General features: G+C 63.7%; 21 protein-coding genes and 1 tRNA gene. 12 read left to right on the forward strand and 10 right to left on the reverse strand.

The window, feature by feature from the left end; genetic code table 11:
- Positions 1-57: 57 nt before the first annotated feature.
- Together LC343_RS25180 and LC343_RS24365 are read right to left on the reverse strand one after the other, a co-directional pair.
- Positions 58-180 carry a hypothetical protein gene (locus LC343_RS25180; protein ID WP_274385166.1) on the reverse strand — a complete coding sequence of 41 codons (123 nt, stop codon included), beginning with the start codon at positions 178-180 and terminating at the stop codon, positions 58-60.
- 285 nt (positions 181-465) lie between these two features.
- A complete protein-coding gene (locus LC343_RS24365) occupies positions 466-1,746 on the reverse strand; it encodes a glycerate kinase type-2 family protein (RefSeq protein ID WP_223479754.1) in 1,281 nt (426 codons plus the stop codon).
- A 138-nt stretch (positions 1,747-1,884) separates the two neighbouring features.
- On the opposite strand from LC343_RS24365, the gene LC343_RS24370 reads away from it, so the two are divergent.
- The 4 genes from LC343_RS24370 (at position 1,885) to LC343_RS24385 (ending at position 3,887) form a co-directional block, all read left to right on the forward strand.
- A complete protein-coding gene (locus LC343_RS24370) occupies positions 1,885-2,226 on the forward strand; it encodes a TfoX/Sxy family protein (RefSeq protein WP_223479755.1) in 342 nt (113 codons plus the stop codon).
- Positions 2,227-2,234: 8 nt separating this feature from the next.
- Entirely contained in the window at positions 2,235-2,897 is a 663-nt protein-coding gene (locus LC343_RS24375) for a DUF2461 domain-containing protein (RefSeq protein ID WP_223479756.1), read from the forward strand.
- Between the two features lie 111 nt (positions 2,898-3,008).
- Entirely contained in the window at positions 3,009-3,149 is a 141-nt protein-coding gene (locus LC343_RS24380; RefSeq protein WP_223479757.1) for a hypothetical protein, read from the forward strand.
- A 297-nt stretch (positions 3,150-3,446) separates the two neighbouring features.
- Positions 3,447-3,887 (forward strand): fasciclin domain-containing protein, encoded by a 441-nt coding sequence (locus LC343_RS24385; protein WP_428982673.1) that lies wholly within the window; start codon positions 3,447-3,449, stop codon positions 3,885-3,887.
- Positions 3,888-4,095: 208 nt separating this feature from the next.
- Here the strand turns inward: LC343_RS24385 and LC343_RS24390 are convergent.
- Both LC343_RS24390 and LC343_RS24395 read right to left on the reverse strand, forming a co-directional pair.
- Positions 4,096-4,172: transfer RNA gene (locus LC343_RS24390), tRNA-Arg, on the reverse strand.
- A 58-nt stretch (positions 4,173-4,230) separates the two neighbouring features.
- Positions 4,231-5,391 (reverse strand): M20 aminoacylase family protein, encoded by a 1,161-nt coding sequence (locus LC343_RS24395; protein ID WP_223479759.1) that lies wholly within the window; start codon positions 5,389-5,391, stop codon positions 4,231-4,233.
- A gap of 179 nt (positions 5,392-5,570) precedes the next feature.
- Between LC343_RS24395 and LC343_RS24400 the strand changes: the two genes are divergently transcribed.
- Both LC343_RS24400 and LC343_RS24405 read left to right on the forward strand, forming a co-directional pair.
- Entirely contained in the window at positions 5,571-6,764 is a 1,194-nt protein-coding gene (locus LC343_RS24400) for a D-alanyl-D-alanine carboxypeptidase family protein (protein WP_223479760.1), read from the forward strand.
- 7 nt (positions 6,765-6,771) lie between these two features.
- Positions 6,772-7,809 carry a CobW family GTP-binding protein gene (locus tag LC343_RS24405; protein WP_223479761.1) on the forward strand — a complete coding sequence of 346 codons (1,038 nt, stop codon included), beginning with the start codon at positions 6,772-6,774 and terminating at the stop codon, positions 7,807-7,809.
- A 9-nt stretch (positions 7,810-7,818) separates the two neighbouring features.
- Here the strand turns inward: LC343_RS24405 and LC343_RS24410 are convergent, their stop codons facing one another.
- The 5 genes from LC343_RS24410 to LC343_RS24430 form a co-directional block, all read right to left on the reverse strand.
- On the reverse strand, positions 7,819-8,043 hold the full coding sequence (locus LC343_RS24410; RefSeq protein WP_223479762.1) for a sulfurtransferase TusA family protein: 225 nt from the start codon (positions 8,041-8,043) through the stop codon (positions 7,819-7,821).
- Positions 8,044-8,048: 5 nt separating this feature from the next.
- Entirely contained in the window at positions 8,049-8,987 is a 939-nt protein-coding gene (locus LC343_RS24415; protein WP_338018614.1) for a L,D-transpeptidase family protein, read from the reverse strand.
- A gap of 149 nt (positions 8,988-9,136) precedes the next feature.
- On the reverse strand, positions 9,137-10,102 hold the full coding sequence (locus LC343_RS24420) for an acetyl-CoA carboxylase carboxyltransferase subunit alpha (RefSeq protein ID WP_223479763.1): 966 nt from the start codon (positions 10,100-10,102) through the stop codon (positions 9,137-9,139).
- A gap of 81 nt (positions 10,103-10,183) precedes the next feature.
- Entirely contained in the window at positions 10,184-11,101 is a 918-nt protein-coding gene (xerD, locus tag LC343_RS24425; protein ID WP_223479764.1) for a site-specific tyrosine recombinase XerD, read from the reverse strand.
- A 49-nt stretch (positions 11,102-11,150) separates the two neighbouring features.
- Complete coding sequence (locus tag LC343_RS24430; protein ID WP_223479765.1) at positions 11,151-11,300, reverse strand: histidine kinase; 150 nt, start codon at positions 11,298-11,300, stop codon at positions 11,151-11,153.
- A 153-nt stretch (positions 11,301-11,453) separates the two neighbouring features.
- Between LC343_RS24430 and LC343_RS24435 the strand changes: the two genes are divergently transcribed.
- From LC343_RS24435 to LC343_RS24460, 6 genes are all read left to right on the forward strand, one after another.
- Positions 11,454-12,068: a shikimate kinase gene (locus LC343_RS24435; RefSeq protein ID WP_223479766.1), complete on the forward strand. Its 615-nt coding sequence runs from the start codon at positions 11,454-11,456 to the stop codon at positions 12,066-12,068.
- Positions 12,065-13,189 carry a 3-dehydroquinate synthase gene (aroB, locus tag LC343_RS24440; protein ID WP_223479767.1) on the forward strand — a complete coding sequence of 375 codons (1,125 nt, stop codon included), beginning with the start codon at positions 12,065-12,067 and terminating at the stop codon, positions 13,187-13,189. The genes LC343_RS24435 and aroB overlap by 4 nt, the downstream gene beginning before the upstream one ends.
- A 2-nt stretch (positions 13,190-13,191) precedes the next feature.
- Positions 13,192-14,448, forward strand: coding sequence for an HlyC/CorC family transporter (locus LC343_RS24445; RefSeq protein WP_223479768.1), 1,257 nt, complete (start codon positions 13,192-13,194; stop codon positions 14,446-14,448).
- A gap of 459 nt (positions 14,449-14,907) precedes the next feature.
- A complete protein-coding gene (locus tag LC343_RS24450) occupies positions 14,908-15,336 on the forward strand; it encodes a c-type cytochrome (RefSeq protein ID WP_223479769.1) in 429 nt (142 codons plus the stop codon).
- A gap of 13 nt (positions 15,337-15,349) precedes the next feature.
- Positions 15,350-15,811: a c-type cytochrome gene (locus tag LC343_RS24455; RefSeq protein WP_223479770.1), complete on the forward strand. Its 462-nt coding sequence runs from the start codon at positions 15,350-15,352 to the stop codon at positions 15,809-15,811.
- 87 nt (positions 15,812-15,898) lie between these two features.
- Positions 15,899-16,756, forward strand: coding sequence for a DUF305 domain-containing protein (locus LC343_RS24460; RefSeq protein ID WP_223479771.1), 858 nt, complete (start codon positions 15,899-15,901; stop codon positions 16,754-16,756).
- On the opposite strand, the gene LC343_RS24465 is transcribed toward LC343_RS24460, so the two are convergent.
- Positions 16,679-17,230, reverse strand: coding sequence for a class IV adenylate cyclase (locus LC343_RS24465; RefSeq protein WP_223479772.1), 552 nt, complete (start codon positions 17,228-17,230; stop codon positions 16,679-16,681). The genes LC343_RS24460 and LC343_RS24465 overlap by 78 nt on opposite strands.
- Between the last annotated feature and the right edge of the window lie 85 nt (positions 17,231-17,315).

The raw sequence follows: 17,315 nt of genomic DNA on the forward strand, positions 1-17,315 counted from the left end.
GTTATGCCGCCGAGATGACGGCCTGATTGCGAGAAATCACCACTCTTGCAATCAACGTCAAGTAACTTGGCAATGCCGCCAGATCAGTTCCGGGCCGCCATTGATGCGCTTGACGAAATAGTTCCAGGTCGCGTGGCAGACGGCGGCGGCGATAACGAGGGATAGTCCGAGGGGTGTCATGAAGACCTCTGAGGTTGGTAAAGACGTGTTTCATCACGCCCTTTCCACTCCCTCTGGTCGTTTCGTCCTCGGGTGTCTGCCGTACACGGCTCATGACGGCGCTCGGACCAGCTTGCGCGAAGCAACGGAACCCTAGCCGCACATGGATAGGCACGGCTTTCCTAGCATTCTGCAGATCGAATGAAAAGCCGACGCTCGGGATCGCCGGCGCTTCGCCATGGCTCCGCGCGTTCGTCGCTCCAATCGACAAATCGTTGTCGATTGGTCAGCTGTGATGACCGCTCCTCACCCCAGCAACAGCACTTGCAGGTCGGCGACATTGGTGCCGGTTGCGCCGGTCATCAGGAGCGCGTCGGCCTGGTCGAGCGCGTGATAGGCGTCGTTGTCGGAAAGGTAAGCATCCACTGACAGATCTTTTGCGTCGAGCGCGGCGATCGTCTTCGGCGTGACGAGGCCGCCCGCCGCGTCGGTCGGTCCGTCACGGCCATCCGTGCCACCGGACAGGAAGGCCCAGCCGCGCGGCAGCGGGCTCGCCTCGCACAACACGGCGAAGCGCAACGCCATCTCCTGATTGCGGCCGCCCTTGCCCGAACCCGTCACATGGACGCTGGTTTCACCGCCGGCAAGAATCGCGACCCGCCCCTTGGAGGAGGCCCGGAACGCTGCCGCGTGGAAGCTCTCGGCCGCGGCCTGCACGTCGCCTTCGAGCCACTCCGAAAGCACGATCGGCTTATAGCCGTGATGATGCGCCGCGTTCTCGGTCGCCGAAAGGCTGATCCGGTTTGAACCGATCAGGATGTTCTCGGTCGTGTGGACGAAATCGGCAACGGGCTCGGCCGCGCGCTTTTCCAGATGCGCCAGAACGCTCTCCGGCAGGCGGTCCGCGATGCCGAGGTCGCGCACGATCTCCAGCGCCTTTTGCGGCGGCGCGGGATCGGCGACGGTCGGGCCGGAGGCGATGATGGCAAGATCGTCGCCCGGCACGTCGGAGAGGATCAGGGCCAGCCCCTGCGCCGGTGAAATGGCGCGCGCCAGCCCGCCGCCTTTCAGCCGCGACAGCGCCTTGCGCACCGTGTTCATGGCGACGATGTCCGCGCCGGATTTCAGCAGCAAATCGCTGGTGGCGATCTTTTCATCGAGCGTCACGCCCTCGACCGGCGCGGGAAGAAGCGCCGATGCGCCACCTGAAATCAGGCACAGCACGAGATCGCTCGTCGCGGCCTCGCTGGCGATCCTTTCAACCGCCGCCGCCGCTTCGGCGCCATTCCGGTCGGGCAGCGGATGCGACGCGCCCATGACCGTCACACCCTCGATCTCGGTGACGTTCTCGTAATTGGTGACGACCAGCGTCGCGCCGATCTTTCCCGCCGGCAGCGTCTCCAGCGCGGCGCGCATCATCGGCACGGCGCCCTTGCCGGCGGCGATCACATGCACCTTGCCGGCTTCCGACCATTCGCCATTGTGAATCTCGAGTGCGTTGACCACCGCGTCATGCGGATCCGCCGCCGCCACGCCGGCCATGAAAATCGCGCGCGCATCCGCCTTCAGTTCGTCAGTGTCCGCCATGGTGCCTTTTCACATGCTTGTTCCTTTGCGCCTTTTTGCAGCGCAACGGCCTTCCTGTCACGCCAGGAATTGTCAGGAGACCGTCTCCACGCACGCAAATCCGCTTTTCCGGGCCGCGAATTGCGCTAGCATGCCGGCATGGCCCACGATGAAGCCCTCGCCGCGCGCATGCGCGACATGCTCGAAGGTCTGCCCGGTCTCTCCGAACGGAAGATGATGGGCGGGATCTGTTTCCTCATCGACGGCAACATGGTCGGCGGCGCGCGCCGCGAGAAATCCGGCGACGCGCATTTCATGTACCGCGTCGGCAAGGACAACGAGGAAAAGGCGCTCGCCACGCCCGGCACCCGTCCGATGATCCATGGCGGACGCAAGATGGGCGGCTTCATCTGGCTCGACGAGGACGCCGCGAGCGACGACGCCATGCGCGCGCTGACCTCGCTGTCGCTTTCCTTCGTGACGACCCTTCCGCCGAAATAGGTCCGCCCATGTCCACACAGGAATTCACCGGCTTCACCGACGCGACGCTCGACTTCCTGTCCGGCCTGAAGGCGAACAACAACCGCGAATGGTTCACGGAGCACAAGAAGAGCTACGAGGCCGCGGTCAAGAAGCCGGCGAAAGCCTTTTCGGACCTGGTGGCGGCCGAACTGGAGCAACTGACGGGCAAGCCGCACAAGCCAAAGATATTCCGCATCAATCGCGATATCCGCTTCTCGAAGGACAAGACGCCCTACAACACGCATATCCACGTTTCCTGGGCCGCGCCCGGCGAAATTCCGGCCTTCATGTTCGGTGTCTCGACGGAGTACTGCACCATCGGCTGCGGCGCCTTCGAGTTTCCCGGACCGGTGCTGGAAAAATGGCGCAAGACCGTCTCCGGACCGCAGGGCGAGACCATCGGCGCCTTGCTCGACGGGCTCGTCGAAAGCGGCTTCCGGCTGTCGGAACCGGCCTTGAAACGCGTGCCCGCCGGCGTTCCGCCGGACGCCCCGCAGGCCGATCTCGCCCGCCACAAGGGGCTGGCCGTCTGGCATGATCTCGAAGGCCCCGCGGCAGTGACCCGCCCGGACATCATGGCGCGCGTCATGGAGGATTTCGCGCGTCTGTTGCCGGTCCGAAACCTGCTGGCCGGGTTAAGCCAAAATTAGCCACGCCACGGTTTTGCCATGTGATGAAACGCACGCCGGCAACCATTTCGAAGGACTAATCTCCGAGCATGGCCCCAACGGCGCAAAGACGCCGAATGCAGGAGAGGCTCAATGACGATACACCTTCCCCGCCTGATGCTCGCGGCAATGCTCTGCTCGGTTCTCGGTCTCGGCTTGGCGATCAAGTCCGGCCAGGCCGGCGCGAATTTCACCGCCGACGCCTTCACCGGCACGACCTTCGATCACTCCTGATCGCTCCGACGACAGCGGGCGGACGCCCCGGCGTCGAACGGAATGTTCGACAACGAGCTGGCGATGGACCGCATCGTGCAAGGAGAAACCGGGAACGCAGACCGGCGGGTAGCGCACAACCCTCCGATTTCCACTCGGACTCGATAAAATCTCGCTGAAATTAACGTGACCGGATCGGATCGCTTTTCGATGATCCTCCGCGCCGTTCTCTCCGTAACCGCACCAGTCTCACGAAAGAGACAGTAGCAACATCAGGAGAGTTCTATGAAGATTTCCAAGATTGCACTGGCCGCCGCCATGTCTGTCGCGCTGACCGCGCAGGTGAAAGCAGCCGATATTGTCGACACGGCGATCGAAGCCGGATCGTTCACGACGCTCGTCGCCGCAGTGCAGGCGGCCGGCCTTGTCGATACGCTGAAAGGCGAAGGCCCGTTCACGGTCTTTGCACCCACCGATGAAGCGTTTGCCGCGCTTCCCGAGGGCACTGTCGAGGATCTGCTCAAGCCCGAGAACAAGGACCAGCTGACGGCGATCCTCACCTATCATGTGGTTCCCGGCAAGGTGATGTCGTCCGACCTGTCCGACGACATGATGGCCGCGACCGTCCAGGGTGGCGAGATCAAGATCGATCTCGACAATGGCGTCATGGTCAACGACGCTTCGGTCGTCACGGCCGACGTTGCGGCCGACAATGGCGTGATTCACGTCATCGACAAGGTGATCATGCCGCAGATGTAATCTGAAGGCAGAACCCGGTGCCGGTCGCAGGAGCGGCCGGCACTTTTTTCAGGTTTCGGGTTAAGTAAGCAGGCTGTGGGAGCGATGATGTCGGTTATATGTCGCATGGCACCGCCGCGTGTCGCAGGAACCTCTTGGAATTCAAGGGGAACCGTCTTGCAAGACGACGCAACAGTCCAGCGACGACGGGATTTCACATTGAGGCAATTGGTGATCCCGACAGGATTCGAACCTGTGACCCTCAGATTAGGAATCTGATGCTCTATCCTGCTGAGCTACGGGACCTTGCGGGCGGACAGATATCAAAATCGGTCCGGTTTGAAAACAAGCAATACGCCGTCTCTCAGGCCCCGTTCGCCTCGGCCAGCGCCACCCAGTAACTGATGCCGAGCGGGATGATTTCGTCGTTGAAATCATAGGCGGGATGGTGAAGTCCGGCCGTGTCGCCATTGCCGATCAGGATCATCGCGCCGGGCCGTGCCTCGGTCATGTAGGCGAAGTCCTCTCCGCCCATCATCGGCGCAGCAGACACGTCCACCGCGTTTTCGCCCGCCACCGCCGCCGCGGCCTGGGCGCAGATGTCGGTCTCCGCGCTGTGATTGACCATCACCGGATAGCCGCGCCGCCAGGTCACCTCCGCCGTCGCGCCATGCGCGGCCGCGATGTTTGCGGCGAGCGTCTTGATCCGGCTTTCGCCAAGTTCCCGGTTTTCCGGAGACAGGGTGCGCACCGTGCCCGCAATCTCGGCCTCCTCGGGAATGACATTATGCGCCGAGCCGGCATGGAACTGCGTCGCGGAGACCACCATGGCCGAAATCGGATCGGCATTGCGCGAGGCGATGGTCTGCATCGCCTGCACCAGTTGCGCGCCGATGACGATCGGATCGATGGTCTGGTTCGGCCATGCGGCGTGCCCGCCGCGCCCGGTGATCCGGACAAGGAATTCGTCGGTCGCCGCCCAAAGCGGGCCAGGGCGGGTCGCGAAACGGCCGGCGGGCAAACTCGGCATGTTGTGCATGCCGTAGACGCGGTCGATGCCGAAACGGTCCATCAGCCCGTCCTCGATCATCTCGCGTCCGCCACCGCCGCCTTCCTCCGCGGGCTGGAAGATCACCACCACCGTGCCCGCGAAATTGCGCGTTTCGGCAAGATATTGCGCGGCGCCGAGCAGCATCGAGGTGTGCCCGTCATGGCCGCAGGCATGCATTTTGCCGGGCACCGTGGAGGCATAGGGCTTGCCGGTCATCTCCTTGATCGGCAGCGCGTCCATGTCGGAGCGGAAGCCGAGCGTCTCGCCCTCGCCCCGGTTGCCCCTGATCACGCCGACGACACCGGTGCGGCCGAGCCCGGTCACCACCTCGTCGCAGCCGAACGCCTTGAGCTTCTCCTCGACGAAAGCCGCCGTCTCGTGCACGTCGAACATCAATTCCGGATGCTGGTGCAGGTGGTGGCGCCAGCCGGCCACTTCCGCCTGCATTTCATGGGCACGATTGAGAATCGGCATTCGTTTCCCTTCCTGGAACCGGGTTCGTCACCTCGAAAATGGCGGTGCGGGCCGCCCCGGACAAGTCCGGTTTCGAACATATCGGCCTCGCGGCGTCATGCCTTCGGCACAATCCTTGTCTAGCCCGCGACATTCGCCTACACAATCGCGGGGGCCTCGTCATCGATCAGGGAAAGTCAATGTTCGCCGGACAAAGATCGCCCATTCTCGGAATTGCCCTCGTCCTGTTGATCGCGCTCGGCGCGAACAGGGCCGACGCCTCGACAATGCCGTCCATGGTGATCGAAGTATCCACAGGACGCGTGCTCGAAGCCGAGCGTCAGTTCGACCGCTGGCGTCCCGCCTCCCTGACCAAGCTGATGACGGCCTGGGTCGCATTCCGCGAGATCGAGCGCGGCGCGCTGACGATGAAATCGCCGGTGCGCATCTCTCTCCAAGCGGCGCGCAAGCCGCCGAGCCACATGGCCTATCCGGTCGGCACGATCCTCACGCTCGACAATGCGCTCAAGATGCTGCTCGTCAAATCGGCCAACGACATCGCCGTCGCCATCGCGGAATCCGTTTCCGGCAGCGTCGAGGCGTTCTCCGAGAAAATGAACGCCGAGGCGAAGCGCCTCGGCATGACCGACTCCCATTTCGTCAATCCGCACGGATTGCACGATACGGGCCAGTATTCGACGGCGCGCGACCTCGCGATACTCGCCCGGGCGATCCGCCTCGAATATCCGCAGCACGCGCATTATTTCTCGACCGAGGCGCTGAAGGACGGCGACAAGGTCTACAAATCCTACAATCTGCTGCTCGGGCGCTTTGACGGCGCCGACGGCATGAAGACCGGCTATATCTGCGAAGGCGGCTTCAACCTGGTCGCCTCCGCGACGCGCAAGGGCGTGACCCTGATCGCGGTCGTTCTTGGCGAGATGAGCTCCAAGGGCCGCTCCGAACGTGCCGCCGACCTGCTCGAGGAAGGCTTTGCCAAGATGAACGAGGCCGAATTCGAACCAGTCCTCGCCTCGATGACGCCGCCCGAGGGCCATTCGACCGAAATCGCCAATGTCCGCGACATCGTGTGTTCGCAGGAAGCCAACGATGCGCGCTGGGCGGACCGCTCGCTCGACAGTTTCGCGAGCCCGGCGATCACACCGCTGACCCGCGACCCGGTGCCCGTGCCGATCTTTATCGGCGGCGCGGAAGGCGCGAGCATGTCCGCCATCCTGCTGGCCGGGCAATATATCGACGCGGTCCCGGTTCCGGATTTCCGGCCGGTGCGGCTGAGCGACGAAGTGGCGGAGGCGCGCCGCGCCGAGGGCATCGACCTTGCCGCCGAACGGGCGATCCCTGTCCCCGAATTCCGGCCCGATCAGGGAGCCTGATACGGCCATGGCCTCCGTACCCGTCCATGTGGTGACCGGCTTTCTCGGCGCGGGAAAGACGACGCTCCTGAACCGCCTGCTCGCCGCAGGCGGCTTCGCCAACACGGCGGTGATCATCAACGAGTTCGGCGATGTCGGCATCGACCACCTGCTGGTCGAGGCAGTCGAGGGCGGCGAACCGATGATCGAACTGTCGGATGGCTGCCTGTGCTGCACCGTCAGAAGCGATCTCGTCGACACGCTGTTCCAGATCAATGAGCGCATCGAGGCGGGCGCCGCGCTGGACCGTGTCGTCATCGAAACGACGGGACTGGCCGATCCCGCGCCCGTCTTGCAGGCGGTGATGGCGACGCCGGGCCTCAATGAACGCTTCCACGTGGCGAGCCTCGTCACGGTCGTTTGCGCGGCGACGGGGCTGGCCAGTCTGGAAGACCACGAGGAAGCGCGAAGCCAGGTGGCGCTCGCGGACCGCATCGTCCTGACCAAGACCGATCTCGAACCGGCAAGCGACGCGCTGATCGCCAGGCTCGCGGCGATCAATCCGCTGGTCGAACCGGTCGATGCGGCAGGCGACGGCTTCGTTCTGGCGCTCGACGATTCGTCACTGGCGCAGGCGCGCCCGGCCGCCGGCGAACCGCACGGCCATCACCGCCACCATCATGACGTCAACCGGCATGACGCGTCGATCGAGGCTTTCACGCTGACGCATGACGCACAGATCACGGCGGCGACGGTGGAGATGTTCGCCGACCTGTTGCGCTCCTCGATGCCGCGCGAATTGCTGCGCATGAAGGGTGTTGTGTGGACCACGGAGAAGCCGGACCGGCCGCTGGTCATTCACGGCGTGCAGTCGGTGTTTCATCCGCCGGTCAGGCTCGACTCATGGAAAGGGCGCGAACCGGAAACGCGCCTCGTCGTCATCGCGCGAAACGGCAACAGGGCGCATATCGAGGGCCTGTTCGCGGCCTTCACCGGCCAGATCGCCCCCGACCGGCCCGACCGGCAGGCGCTGACCGACAATCCGCTGGCGATCCCGGGAATGTGAACCGGCGCTCTACGCGCCCCGCTCGATCAGGAAACGGTGACCGTCCTCGTCCTTCTCGCTTTCGACGAGCGGATGGCCGCTTTCGCGGCAGTAATTGGGGATGTCGATGACGGCCAGCGGATCGCTGGTGCGGACCCACAGCCGGTCACCCGGCTTGAGGCTTTGCATGCGTTTTTGCGTCTTGAGAACCGGCATCGGACAATTCAGGCCGCGCAGGTCGTAGATGTCCGCCATGTCGCTTACTGGGTCGATGCGGAGGCCGACGATCCGCGGAACAGGTTGCCGAGCGGAGAAGCCGGTTTCGATTGCAAAGCGCTTGCCGCCGATCCGCCTTCCATCGCGGCCACTGCCTGCTGGAAGGCAACGGCCTGCTTGGACTGCAGCGACTGATAGGCCGTTGCGAGACCGGTCGGCATCGTCATCGGCGGGCATTCCGCCGTCGCCTTGAACTCGCCTTCCTCGGGGAGGCTGTTGAAGACATAACGGCGGCCGCAGACATCGACCTTGGGCGGTATCTTGGTCAGCTCGAAATGGTCGTAGCCTTCCTTGAGCATCGACCAGAACTCGAAATTCTTGTCGTTGCGGTGCTTGGCCATGTTTTCCGGCGTCATCCGGAACGGATAGGCCTGGACCTGGAACGCGTCCTGCTTGCCGCCGGACAGCGCCTCGCGCGCGAAGGCGTAGATTTCCGCGATGCTCTCATCCGTCATCGAATAGCAACCGGCCGACGAACAGGAGCCGTGCACCATGAGATTGGAGCCGGTGCGGCCATTGGCACGGTCGTAGCGATTGGGGAAGCCCGTATTGAACGCCAGGTGATAGCTGGATTTCGGATTGAGCAGATGTTTCGAGATCGAATAGAACCCTTCGGGCGCCTGACGGTCGCCTTCCCGGATCTTCGGCCCGAGTTTTCCGGAATAGGCGCAGACCTCGTAGCTCTTCACCAGAGCGAAGCGACCGGTGTCTTTCTGCTTCCAGACCTCGAGGACCGCTTCGTCCTTGAAGATGCGGACCATGATCGGCGACGACTTGGTCATGCCGTTCGCGGACATGAAACTGCGCACGTCTTCGGGGATCGGCGCATTGGCCTTGAGCGAAAGAACGTCGCTTGTCTCGCAACCGGCGAGCGCGGTGGATGCAGCCACCATTATCGCGATCATCGCCCGTCGATACGCCATTCGAGAATGCCTCGGAAAAATCATTGGACCCGGATTATAGACGACCGCGACTTGCCGCAAGGTTGCCTGGCCCCCGCTCACACGATTGTCAGCGTCACGCATCGGGAAAAAATACGGCACGGATATGGCGGATTTCTAACGGAACCCGATCAGCCGAGATTGCGGCCAATGGCGAGGAATTTCTCGCGCCGGGCGTTTTTCAGCGCCGGACCGTCGAGCCCGGCGAGATCGGCCAACGCCCCCTCGACCGTCTTGCGGGTTTCCTGGACGACCGCATCGCGGTCCCTGTGCGCGCCGCCAAGCGGCTCGCTGATGATGCCGTCGATGACTTTGAGCGCGAGCAGGTCCTGCGCGGTGACCTTCATCGCCGTCGCGGCGTCGCGGGCGCGGGCGGCGTCGCGCCACAGAATCGACGCGCCGCCCTCGGGCGAGATCACGCTGTAGATGGCGTGTTCAAGCATGTAGACCTTGTTGGCCGTCGCAATGGCGATCGCGCCGCCGGATCCGCCTTCGCCGATCACGACGGAAACCAACGGCACCTCGAGGTTGAGGCTGATCTCGATCGAACGTGCGATGGCTTCGGCCTGGCCGCGTTCTTCCGCGCCGATGCCCGGATAGGCGCCCGCCGTGTCCACCAGCGTGATGACGGGCAGGCCGAACCGGTTCGCCATCTCCATGATGCGGACCGCCTTGCGATATCCCTCGGGCCGAGCCATGCCGAAATTGTGCTTCAGGCGCGACTGCGTGTCGGACCCCTTTTCCTGCCCGATCACCGCGACCGGGTTGCCGTCGAAACGCGCGAAACCGGCGATGACGGCGGCGTCCTCGGCGAATTTGCGGTCACCGGCAAGCGGCGTGAACTCGTCGAACAGCGCATCGACATATTGCGAGCAATGCGGCCTGTCGGGATGACGCGCGACCTGCGCCTTCTGCCAGGGTGTCAGCTTCTTGTAGATCTCGACCAGCGCCTCGGCGGACCGTTTCTCCAGCCGCGCGACTTCCTCGGCAACGTCGACCCCGCCATTCTCGCCCTCGGAAAGCTTCTTCAATTCCATGATCTGGCCGTCCAGATCGGCGATCGGCTTTTCGAAATCGAGATAGCTGTAAAGTGACATGGGAACGCTGTCCGTTCGGTCTTTCGTTTGGCGTGGAGGTGGAGGTAAACGGGCTGGATGTCAAGCATAGCCCACTTGGGCTCAGGCGCCGGCCAGCGGATGATGCTCTGTGACAAGCCGGTGCAGCCGCTCTTCCAGCACATGCGTGTAGATCTGCGTCGTCGAGATATCGGCATGGCCCAGAAGCTGCTGCACGACGCGCAGATCGGCGCCGTTCTGCAACAGATGGCTGGCGAAGGCGTGCCGGAGCACATGCGGCGAAAGCTTGGAGACGGACAGGCCGCATCGCGCGCCGAGCGCCTTGAGATCGCGTGCGAAGACCTGCCGCGCAACGTGGTCGACATAGTTTTCGGCGGGAAACAGCCAAGGACAGTCATCGGCGCGCGTATCGCGATTGCGGGCCTCCAGATAGGCGGTCACCGCGGCGCGGGCGGTGTCGGTGACCGGAACCATGCGCTCCTTCGATCCCTTGCCGCGCACCATGAAGAACGGGTCGTCGCGCCATGCGACGCTGACCGGCAGCGAAACCAGTTCGCTGACCCGCAGACCTGTCGCATAGAGCAGTTCGAGCAGGGCGCGCGTGCGGATCGCGGTGATCCGGATTTTCGCCGGCTGCGTCTCGTCCGTGGCTTCCTCCCCGGCGCGTTCGAGCAGGCGCGACACCTCCTCCTCGCTCAACACCTTCGGCAGGGCCCTGGCCTTTTTCGGCGAGGCGATTACCCCGGTCGGGTCGTCGCCGCGCAGGTTCTCCGCATAGAGAAAGCGAAAATACTGCCGCAACGCGGAGAGGTGGCGCGCCTGCGAGGAGGCCGCGTATCCCGAGGCGTCCATGCTCGACAGATATGCGCTGATATCCGTCGAGATGGCGTCGGAAAGACGGCGGGCGCTCGCGCGGCGCACGAAACGCTCCGCTTCCTCCAGGTCGCGCCGGTAGGAGGCGAGCGTGTTGTCGGATGCGCCGCGCTCGGCGCTCATCATTTCGAGAAATGCGTCGATCATGCCATCAGTCTGGCACGCGAAGGTTTACCGGCGGTTTCGCGAACCGGGATCAGAAATCCGGATTGATCTTGTTGGCCGGGATGCGGACCGTCATTTCGCGCGGGGTCGGTTCGACATAGGAAACCAGCGCCCACATGGCGCCGTAGGCGATCCCGCCGAGGACGGCGAGCGTGAATAGAAACCGGATCAGGCTTGGCATCGGACTTCGATCTTACGGCACGCCTTTTGTCTCGTGAAGCGGGTATGCGATTACATATCATTAAAATCAAACCCTAAACGGCCCGTCTTTACAATTCTTGACAGGGCGCGCGGGTTCATGCGCTAAGCGGAACTCGGACGGAAACGACGAGTCATGACGCCTGAAATCAAAGCCAATTGCGAGACCGTTCGCAACCGGATCGGCCATCGCTCGATCGTCCTGGTCGGCCTTATGGGCGCCGGGAAATCGGCGGTCGGCCGCAAGGTCGCGGCCAGTCTCGGCCTGCCGTTCGCCGACGCGGACACGGAAATCGAGACCGTGTCGAAAATGACCATTCCCGAGTTGTTCGAACACTATGGCGAACCGGAATTCCGGTCGCTGGAACAACGCGTTATCTCGCGCCTGCTGAAGACCGGACCGCAGGTGCTGGCGACCGGCGGCGGCGCCTTCATCAACGAGAATACACGCAGCGAAATCGCGCAGGATGGAATATCGGTCTGGCTTTCCGCCGATATCGACCTGCTGATGGAACGCGTCGCGCGCCGAAAGAACCGGCCGCTCCTGCGCACGGCCGATCCGCGCGCTGTCATGCAGCGCCTCATGGATGAGCGATATCCGGTCTACGCTAATGCGGATATCGAGGTGCGGTCGCGCGACATATCCAAGGAAGACATGGCCGCCAATGTGGTCGCCGCCATCGCGGCATGGCTCGACGGCCACGCGGAAACCCCGCGCGAACACAGCGCGACGGAAGCGAGTGACCGATGAATGACGCACATTGCGCCGAGACCGTGACTGTCGATCTCGGCGATCGTTCCTACGACATCCTGATAGGCCCGGGCCTGCTCGAACAAAGCGGGCGCCGCATCGCCGAGACGTTGCCGGGCGTCCGCGCGGCGATCGTGACGGACGAGAATGTCGCCGCCCATCACCTCGAGACTGTCCGCGCGAGCCTGGCGGATGCCGGGATCGACGCGACGGATATCGTGCTTCCGGCCGGCGAGCCGACGAAACGCTTCGAAATTCTGCAGGACGTGGTCTACCGCATCCTCGACGCCCGGCTGGAACGCGGCGACGTCGTGATCGCGCTCGGCGGCGGCGTGATCGGCGATCTCACGGGTTTTGCAGCCGCGATCGTCCGGCGCGGCATGCAGTTCGTGCAGATGCCCACCTCCCTGCTGTCCCAGGTGGATTCGTCCGTCGGCGGCAAGACCGGGATCAATGCGCCGCACGGCAAGAACCTGATCGGCGCGTTCTACCAGCCGCGGCTGGTGATCGCCGACACCGGGGCGCTCGACACGCTGTCGCCGCGCGAATTCCGCGCCGGCTATGCCGAGGTCGTGAAATACGGGCTGATCGACCGGCCCGACTTCTTCGCATGGCTGGAGGAAAACTGGGCGAAGATCGAGGCCGGCGGCAGCGAGCGTATCCATGCCATCGCGGAATCCTGCCGCGCCAAGGCCGCCGTCGTCGCCCGCGACGAACGCGAGGCCGGCGACCGGGCGCTGCTCAACCTGGGACACACATTCGGCCATGCGCTGGAGGCGGCGGCGAAATACGACCCCGACATTCTCGTTCATGGCGAGGGCGTCGCCATCGGCATGGTGCTCGCACATGAGTTTTCGGCGCGGATGAACCTCGCCAGTCCGGACGACGCAAAGCGCGTCGCCGCGCATCTTAAGTCGGTCGGCCTGCCGACCGACCTCGACGCCATGAAGCCGTATCTGCGCGACGCCGACACGATGCTGACCTATATCAGGCAGGACAAGAAGGTGACCCGCGGTGCGCTCAACTTCATCCTGACACGCGGAATCGGTCAGTCCTTCATCGCGAAGAATGTGCCGGAATCGGAGGTGCACGCCTTTCTCCGGGACAAGATAGGAAGCTAGTCATGGGAATTTGGATCATCGCGGTCGTGGTACTCGCCCTTGTGGTCCTGTCGGCATTTTTCTCCGGTTCGGAGACGGCGCTCACGGCGACGTCGCGCGCGCGCATGCACCACCTGGAAGGCGCGGGCGATCCGCGCGCGAAATCCGTCAACACGCTGATGACGCGGCAGGACCGGCTGATCGGCGCGCTTCTGATCGGCAACAACCTCGTCAACATCCTCGGTTCGGCGCTTGCCACCAGCGTCTTCTTGACGCTGTTCGGACAGTCCGGCGTTGCCTATGCAACCATCGCCATGACGGTGATGCTGGTCATTTTCGCCGAAGTGCTGCCGAAATCATGGGCGATTTCCAATCCCGACCGCTTCGCCCTCGCCGTCGCGCCGATCATCCGCCGTTTCGTCCTGGTCGTCGGACCGTTGTCGAGCCTCGTCAACATGATCGTGCGGCGCATGCTTAAGGTCTTCGGCGTCGATCTGACCGACCGCGAATCCATGCTCACCGCGCATGAGGAGATTCGCGGCGCCGTCGAGGTGCTGCACAAGGAGGGATCTGTGGTGAAGGAGGAGCGCGACCGCCTGGGCGGCCTGCTCGATCTCGCCGAGCTCGAAGTCTCCGACATCATGGTCCACCGCACCAACATGAAAATGGTCAATGCCGACCTGGAGCCGGCCGCGATCGTGTCGGAAATCCTCGAAAGCCCCTATACCCGCATGCCCGTATGGCGCGGCGGAACGGACAACATCGTCGGCATCGTGCATGCCAAGGATTTGTTGCGCGCGCTGCATGGCGTCGACAACGACCCGACCCGAATCGACATCATGAAGGTCGCCAACAAGGCGTGGTACGTGCCGGATACGACCACGCTGCGCGACCAGCTCGACGCGTTTCTGCGCCGCAAGGCCCATGTCGCCATCGTGGTCGACGAATATGGCGAGGTCGAAGGCCTCGTCACGCTGGAAGACATCATCGAGGAAATCGTCGGCGACATCGCCGACGAGCACGATGTCGATATCCAGGGCCTGCGCCAGGAAGCCGACGGATCGATCGTCGTCGACGGCTCGGTGCCGATCCGCGACATCAACCGCGCGCTGGACTGGCACCTGCCCGACGAGGAGGCGACGACCATAGCCGGCCTCGTCATCCACGAGGCGCAGACCATTCCCGCCGAGAAACAGGCCTTCACCTTCCACGGCAAGCGCTTCGTGGTCATGAAGCGCGAGAGAAACCGCATCACCAAGCTGCGCATCCGGCCGATCTAGGAAATCGGCAGGGCCGCATCGGCGCCGCCATGCATGATGAGACGCGGCGGACCCGCGCTCGACCATGAGTGCCTGTCCCGCGAGGCGAGCCCGCGATGGAAGATCGCGTATCCGGCCATCTCGCTGCAGGGCCATTTCGAGCGTCACCGCACCGAACCCTGCTGGCCGCCCGTAAATGGCGCAACAGCGAACGCCGGCAGGCGCCGTACAGCGATATCACCCGCAATTTGGTCTTGAGCTTCCAGTGGGTGGAAGCTTTATGACCTTACGTAATGAGGAGGTGTCGCCATGATGTACGGGTTCGAAAACGGGATGTTCTTCGGGATGGGTCTCGGAATGCTGCTCACGGTCGCCCTGATATTTCTCGCCGGCATGGCGGTCGGATATCTCATCGGGCGCTCGCGCTAGGCGCCGACCGGCCAACAGCAATACCGACACCGAACTGAACCGGGAATTTCGATGGCCGCAAAGAACTACTTTCTGGCGTTTCTGCTCGTCGCGGTCGCCGCTTTTCTTGTCTGGTGGTTCGCACTGCGGCCTTCGCCCATGCGGATGAGCGGAGCGGAAGGACCTCCTATCGTCCGGGTCGAGGTGCCGGAGCTTTCGGGCGACGCCCTTTCCGGTGAAGCATTGTTCAACCGGAATTGCGCGTCCTGCCACGGCGTGAACGCCGCCGGTCGGGACGGGGTCGCACCGCCGCTCGTCCACGTCATCTACGAACCGAACCATCACGGCGACGCCGCCTTCCAGCTCGCGGCCCAGCGCGGCGTAAGGGCCCATCACTGGCCGTTCGGCGACATGCCGCCCGTCGAAGGCGTCGACCCCGGGGAGATCGACCAGATCGTCTCCTATGTCCGCACGCTGCAGCGCGCCAACGGAATCCACTGATAGGAATTCAACCATGCATGAACGCGCAGGCCCGCTGATCGCGGCCGCACTGATTGTTTCGGCCATTTCCGGAACGGCTCTCGCCCATTCCGGCGCGACCGGCATCGTCAGGCAACGAATGGACCTGATGGGGGAGATCGCCGACCGGATGAAGGACCTTGGCGCGATGATTCGCGGACGGGAAAACTTCGACCCGGAAGTCGCCGGCTCGGCCGCCGACGCGCTGGCCGGTCATGCCGGCGAGATGCTTTCCCTGTTCCCGGAAGGATCGGCGGGCGGCACCAGCGAGGCGCGCCCCGCCATCTGGGTGGACTGGCAGGAGTTCGAGGGGCTTGCCGGCGCGCTCGAGGAAAAGGCCTCGGCGCTGTCGAGCGTGGCGCAAGAGGCTGAAAGCGTGGATGAAATCAGGCTCCTGTTCGCCGATATGGGACGCACCTGCTCGCAGTGCCACGAGGATTTCCGCCTGACTAAATAGGCCCGCGCCAGCCGGAACGGTTCCGGACGGGACGCGTTCGACTCCGAAAGCCCTGCCCGGCAGGCGCATGACGACAGGAGGAGTCCGATGTCCTACATTCGTTTCGGCCTGATGATCCTCACCTCGACATTGGTGATGTTCATCCTGATGTATCTCAACACCTATGCGTTCGAGCATGTCTTCTTTTCCGAGACGCGCGCCTACATGGCGGTCCTCATGGGCGCGACCATGGCCTTCATCATGCTTGGCTTCATGCTCGGCATGTATCGCAACACGGGATTGAACATCGGCATATTCATCGGCGCGATCCTCGTATTCGCCGGTTCGCTTTGGCTCGTCCGCAGCCAGGCCACGGTTTCGGGCCCCAGCTACATGCGTGCGATGATCCCCCATCATTCGATCGCCGTCATGACGTCTGAAAGGGCGGGGATCGAGGATAGCCGGGCCCGCAAGCTCGCCGACGAGATCATCGCGGCGCAGCGCCGGGAAATCGCCGAAATGCGCTATCTGATCGCCGACATCTCCGCCGGGAACAGCGTGGACGAAATCTACCGCGATCCGCCGGCCCAGGTCGGGACCGTGGCAGACGCGCTGGCCAACACGCTGGTCGCCGAGCTCGACCCCGCGCCCGTTCCGCGAGACCGGGCCGACGAAATCCTCGGCGCGGATGGGCGATGCGCCTTCAACCGCAGTCCGGAAACCGATCCGATCCTCTGGACGTCGGCCGACGGAAACGACGGCGTCATGAAGCTGAACGGCGTGATCGTGCCGCTTTCCGGTGTGGAAACCGAAGACGAACGAATCGGGTTCGAAGCACCCGGTGTCACGATGACGGTCCGCCCGCTCGGCGAGGACGCGAACTGGCGATCAGACGCCGAACTCGTCTTTGCCCTCGAAGACGGGCCCACGGTCGGTTATCGCGGCTTTTACGCCTGCGGTTCGTAGGGACGTTCGGAGCATGGCGCGGTAGGACTGCGTCTGAACCGCGTCGGCCGGGAGGCCAAGATCGCCCGCCAGCGTTTCGACGCGTTGCGCCCAACCGGGCAGGCTCTCCGCATCGTCCGTCATCACCGCCAGTTCGACGAATTCGCCGAGGCCCGGTACACGGTCCAGCGTGATGTGGAAATCGCCCAGGAACCAGATGTCGCGGTGTTTCTCCACGCGGTCGATTTCGACGCAACCGAGCGCGGCAAGCATGGCCTGCGCCTTGTCGAAATCCTCCAGATCGGTCGCGATGCATTCGTCCGGGTCCGGACCCTTCACGAACCACAAAACGCGGTTCGACGGCTGCATCGAGCGGACGACCTGCGTCTTTCCCGCCGCCGCGAGGCGGCCATCCGGCCAGTCGAGGAAGATATCGGTTTCCCGGTTCCCCAGCGTGAAAGAAATCGCGCCGCGCTTCTGGAGCAGCGCAACCATGCGCTCGAGGGATTGCCAAGTTGATTACGGCTTTGCGTGAGGATAGGCGATCATTATGAGAACTCCACCAACAATGCCGCGCCTG

This window comes from Oricola indica (assembly GCF_019966595.1).
Lineage (GTDB): Bacteria > Pseudomonadota > Alphaproteobacteria > Rhizobiales > Rhizobiaceae > Oricola > Oricola indica.

What these genes read in the sequence shown, in the direction of transcription:
- LC343_RS24455 (WP_223479770.1), top strand. Translation starts at nt 15,350, where the DNA reads ATGCATGAACGCGCAGGCCCGCTGATCGCGGCCGCACTGATTGTTTCG.
- LC343_RS24385 (WP_428982673.1), top strand. Translation starts at nt 3,447, where the DNA reads ATGTCTGTCGCGCTGACCGCGCAGGTGAAAGCAGCCGATATTGTCGAC.
- LC343_RS24415 (WP_338018614.1), bottom strand. Translation starts at nt 8,987, where the DNA reads ATGGCGTATCGACGGGCGATGATCGCGATAATGGTGGCTGCATCCACC.
- LC343_RS24465 (WP_223479772.1), bottom strand. Translation starts at nt 17,230, where the DNA reads ATGGTTGCGCTGCTCCAGAAGCGCGGCGCGATTTCTTTCACGCTGGGG.
- LC343_RS24450 (WP_223479769.1), top strand. Translation starts at nt 14,908, where the DNA reads ATGGCCGCAAAGAACTACTTTCTGGCGTTTCTGCTCGTCGCGGTCGCC.
- LC343_RS25180 (WP_274385166.1), bottom strand. Translation starts at nt 180, where the DNA reads ATGACACCCCTCGGACTATCCCTCGTTATCGCCGCCGCCGTCTGCCAC.
- LC343_RS24395 (WP_223479759.1), bottom strand. Translation starts at nt 5,391, where the DNA reads ATGCCGATTCTCAATCGTGCCCATGAAATGCAGGCGGAAGTGGCCGGC.
- LC343_RS24410 (WP_223479762.1), bottom strand. Translation starts at nt 8,043, where the DNA reads ATGGCGGACATCTACGACCTGCGCGGCCTGAATTGTCCGATGCCGGTT.
- LC343_RS24375 (WP_223479756.1), top strand. Translation starts at nt 2,235, where the DNA reads ATGTCCACACAGGAATTCACCGGCTTCACCGACGCGACGCTCGACTTC.
- aroB (WP_223479767.1), top strand. Translation starts at nt 12,065, where the DNA reads ATGAATGACGCACATTGCGCCGAGACCGTGACTGTCGATCTCGGCGAT.
- LC343_RS24405 (WP_223479761.1), top strand. Translation starts at nt 6,772, where the DNA reads ATGGCCTCCGTACCCGTCCATGTGGTGACCGGCTTTCTCGGCGCGGGA.
- xerD (WP_223479764.1), bottom strand. Translation starts at nt 11,101, where the DNA reads ATGATCGACGCATTTCTCGAAATGATGAGCGCCGAGCGCGGCGCATCC.
- LC343_RS24430 (WP_223479765.1), bottom strand. Translation starts at nt 11,300, where the DNA reads ATGCCAAGCCTGATCCGGTTTCTATTCACGCTCGCCGTCCTCGGCGGG.
- LC343_RS24420 (WP_223479763.1), bottom strand. Translation starts at nt 10,102, where the DNA reads ATGTCACTTTACAGCTATCTCGATTTCGAAAAGCCGATCGCCGATCTG.
- LC343_RS24370 (WP_223479755.1), top strand. Translation starts at nt 1,885, where the DNA reads ATGGCCCACGATGAAGCCCTCGCCGCGCGCATGCGCGACATGCTCGAA.
- LC343_RS24445 (WP_223479768.1), top strand. Translation starts at nt 13,192, where the DNA reads ATGGGAATTTGGATCATCGCGGTCGTGGTACTCGCCCTTGTGGTCCTG.
- LC343_RS24460 (WP_223479771.1), top strand. Translation starts at nt 15,899, where the DNA reads ATGTCCTACATTCGTTTCGGCCTGATGATCCTCACCTCGACATTGGTG.
- LC343_RS24365 (WP_223479754.1), bottom strand. Translation starts at nt 1,746, where the DNA reads ATGGCGGACACTGACGAACTGAAGGCGGATGCGCGCGCGATTTTCATG.
- LC343_RS24435 (WP_223479766.1), top strand. Translation starts at nt 11,454, where the DNA reads ATGACGCCTGAAATCAAAGCCAATTGCGAGACCGTTCGCAACCGGATC.
- LC343_RS24400 (WP_223479760.1), top strand. Translation starts at nt 5,571, where the DNA reads ATGTTCGCCGGACAAAGATCGCCCATTCTCGGAATTGCCCTCGTCCTG.
- LC343_RS24380 (WP_223479757.1), top strand. Translation starts at nt 3,009, where the DNA reads ATGACGATACACCTTCCCCGCCTGATGCTCGCGGCAATGCTCTGCTCG.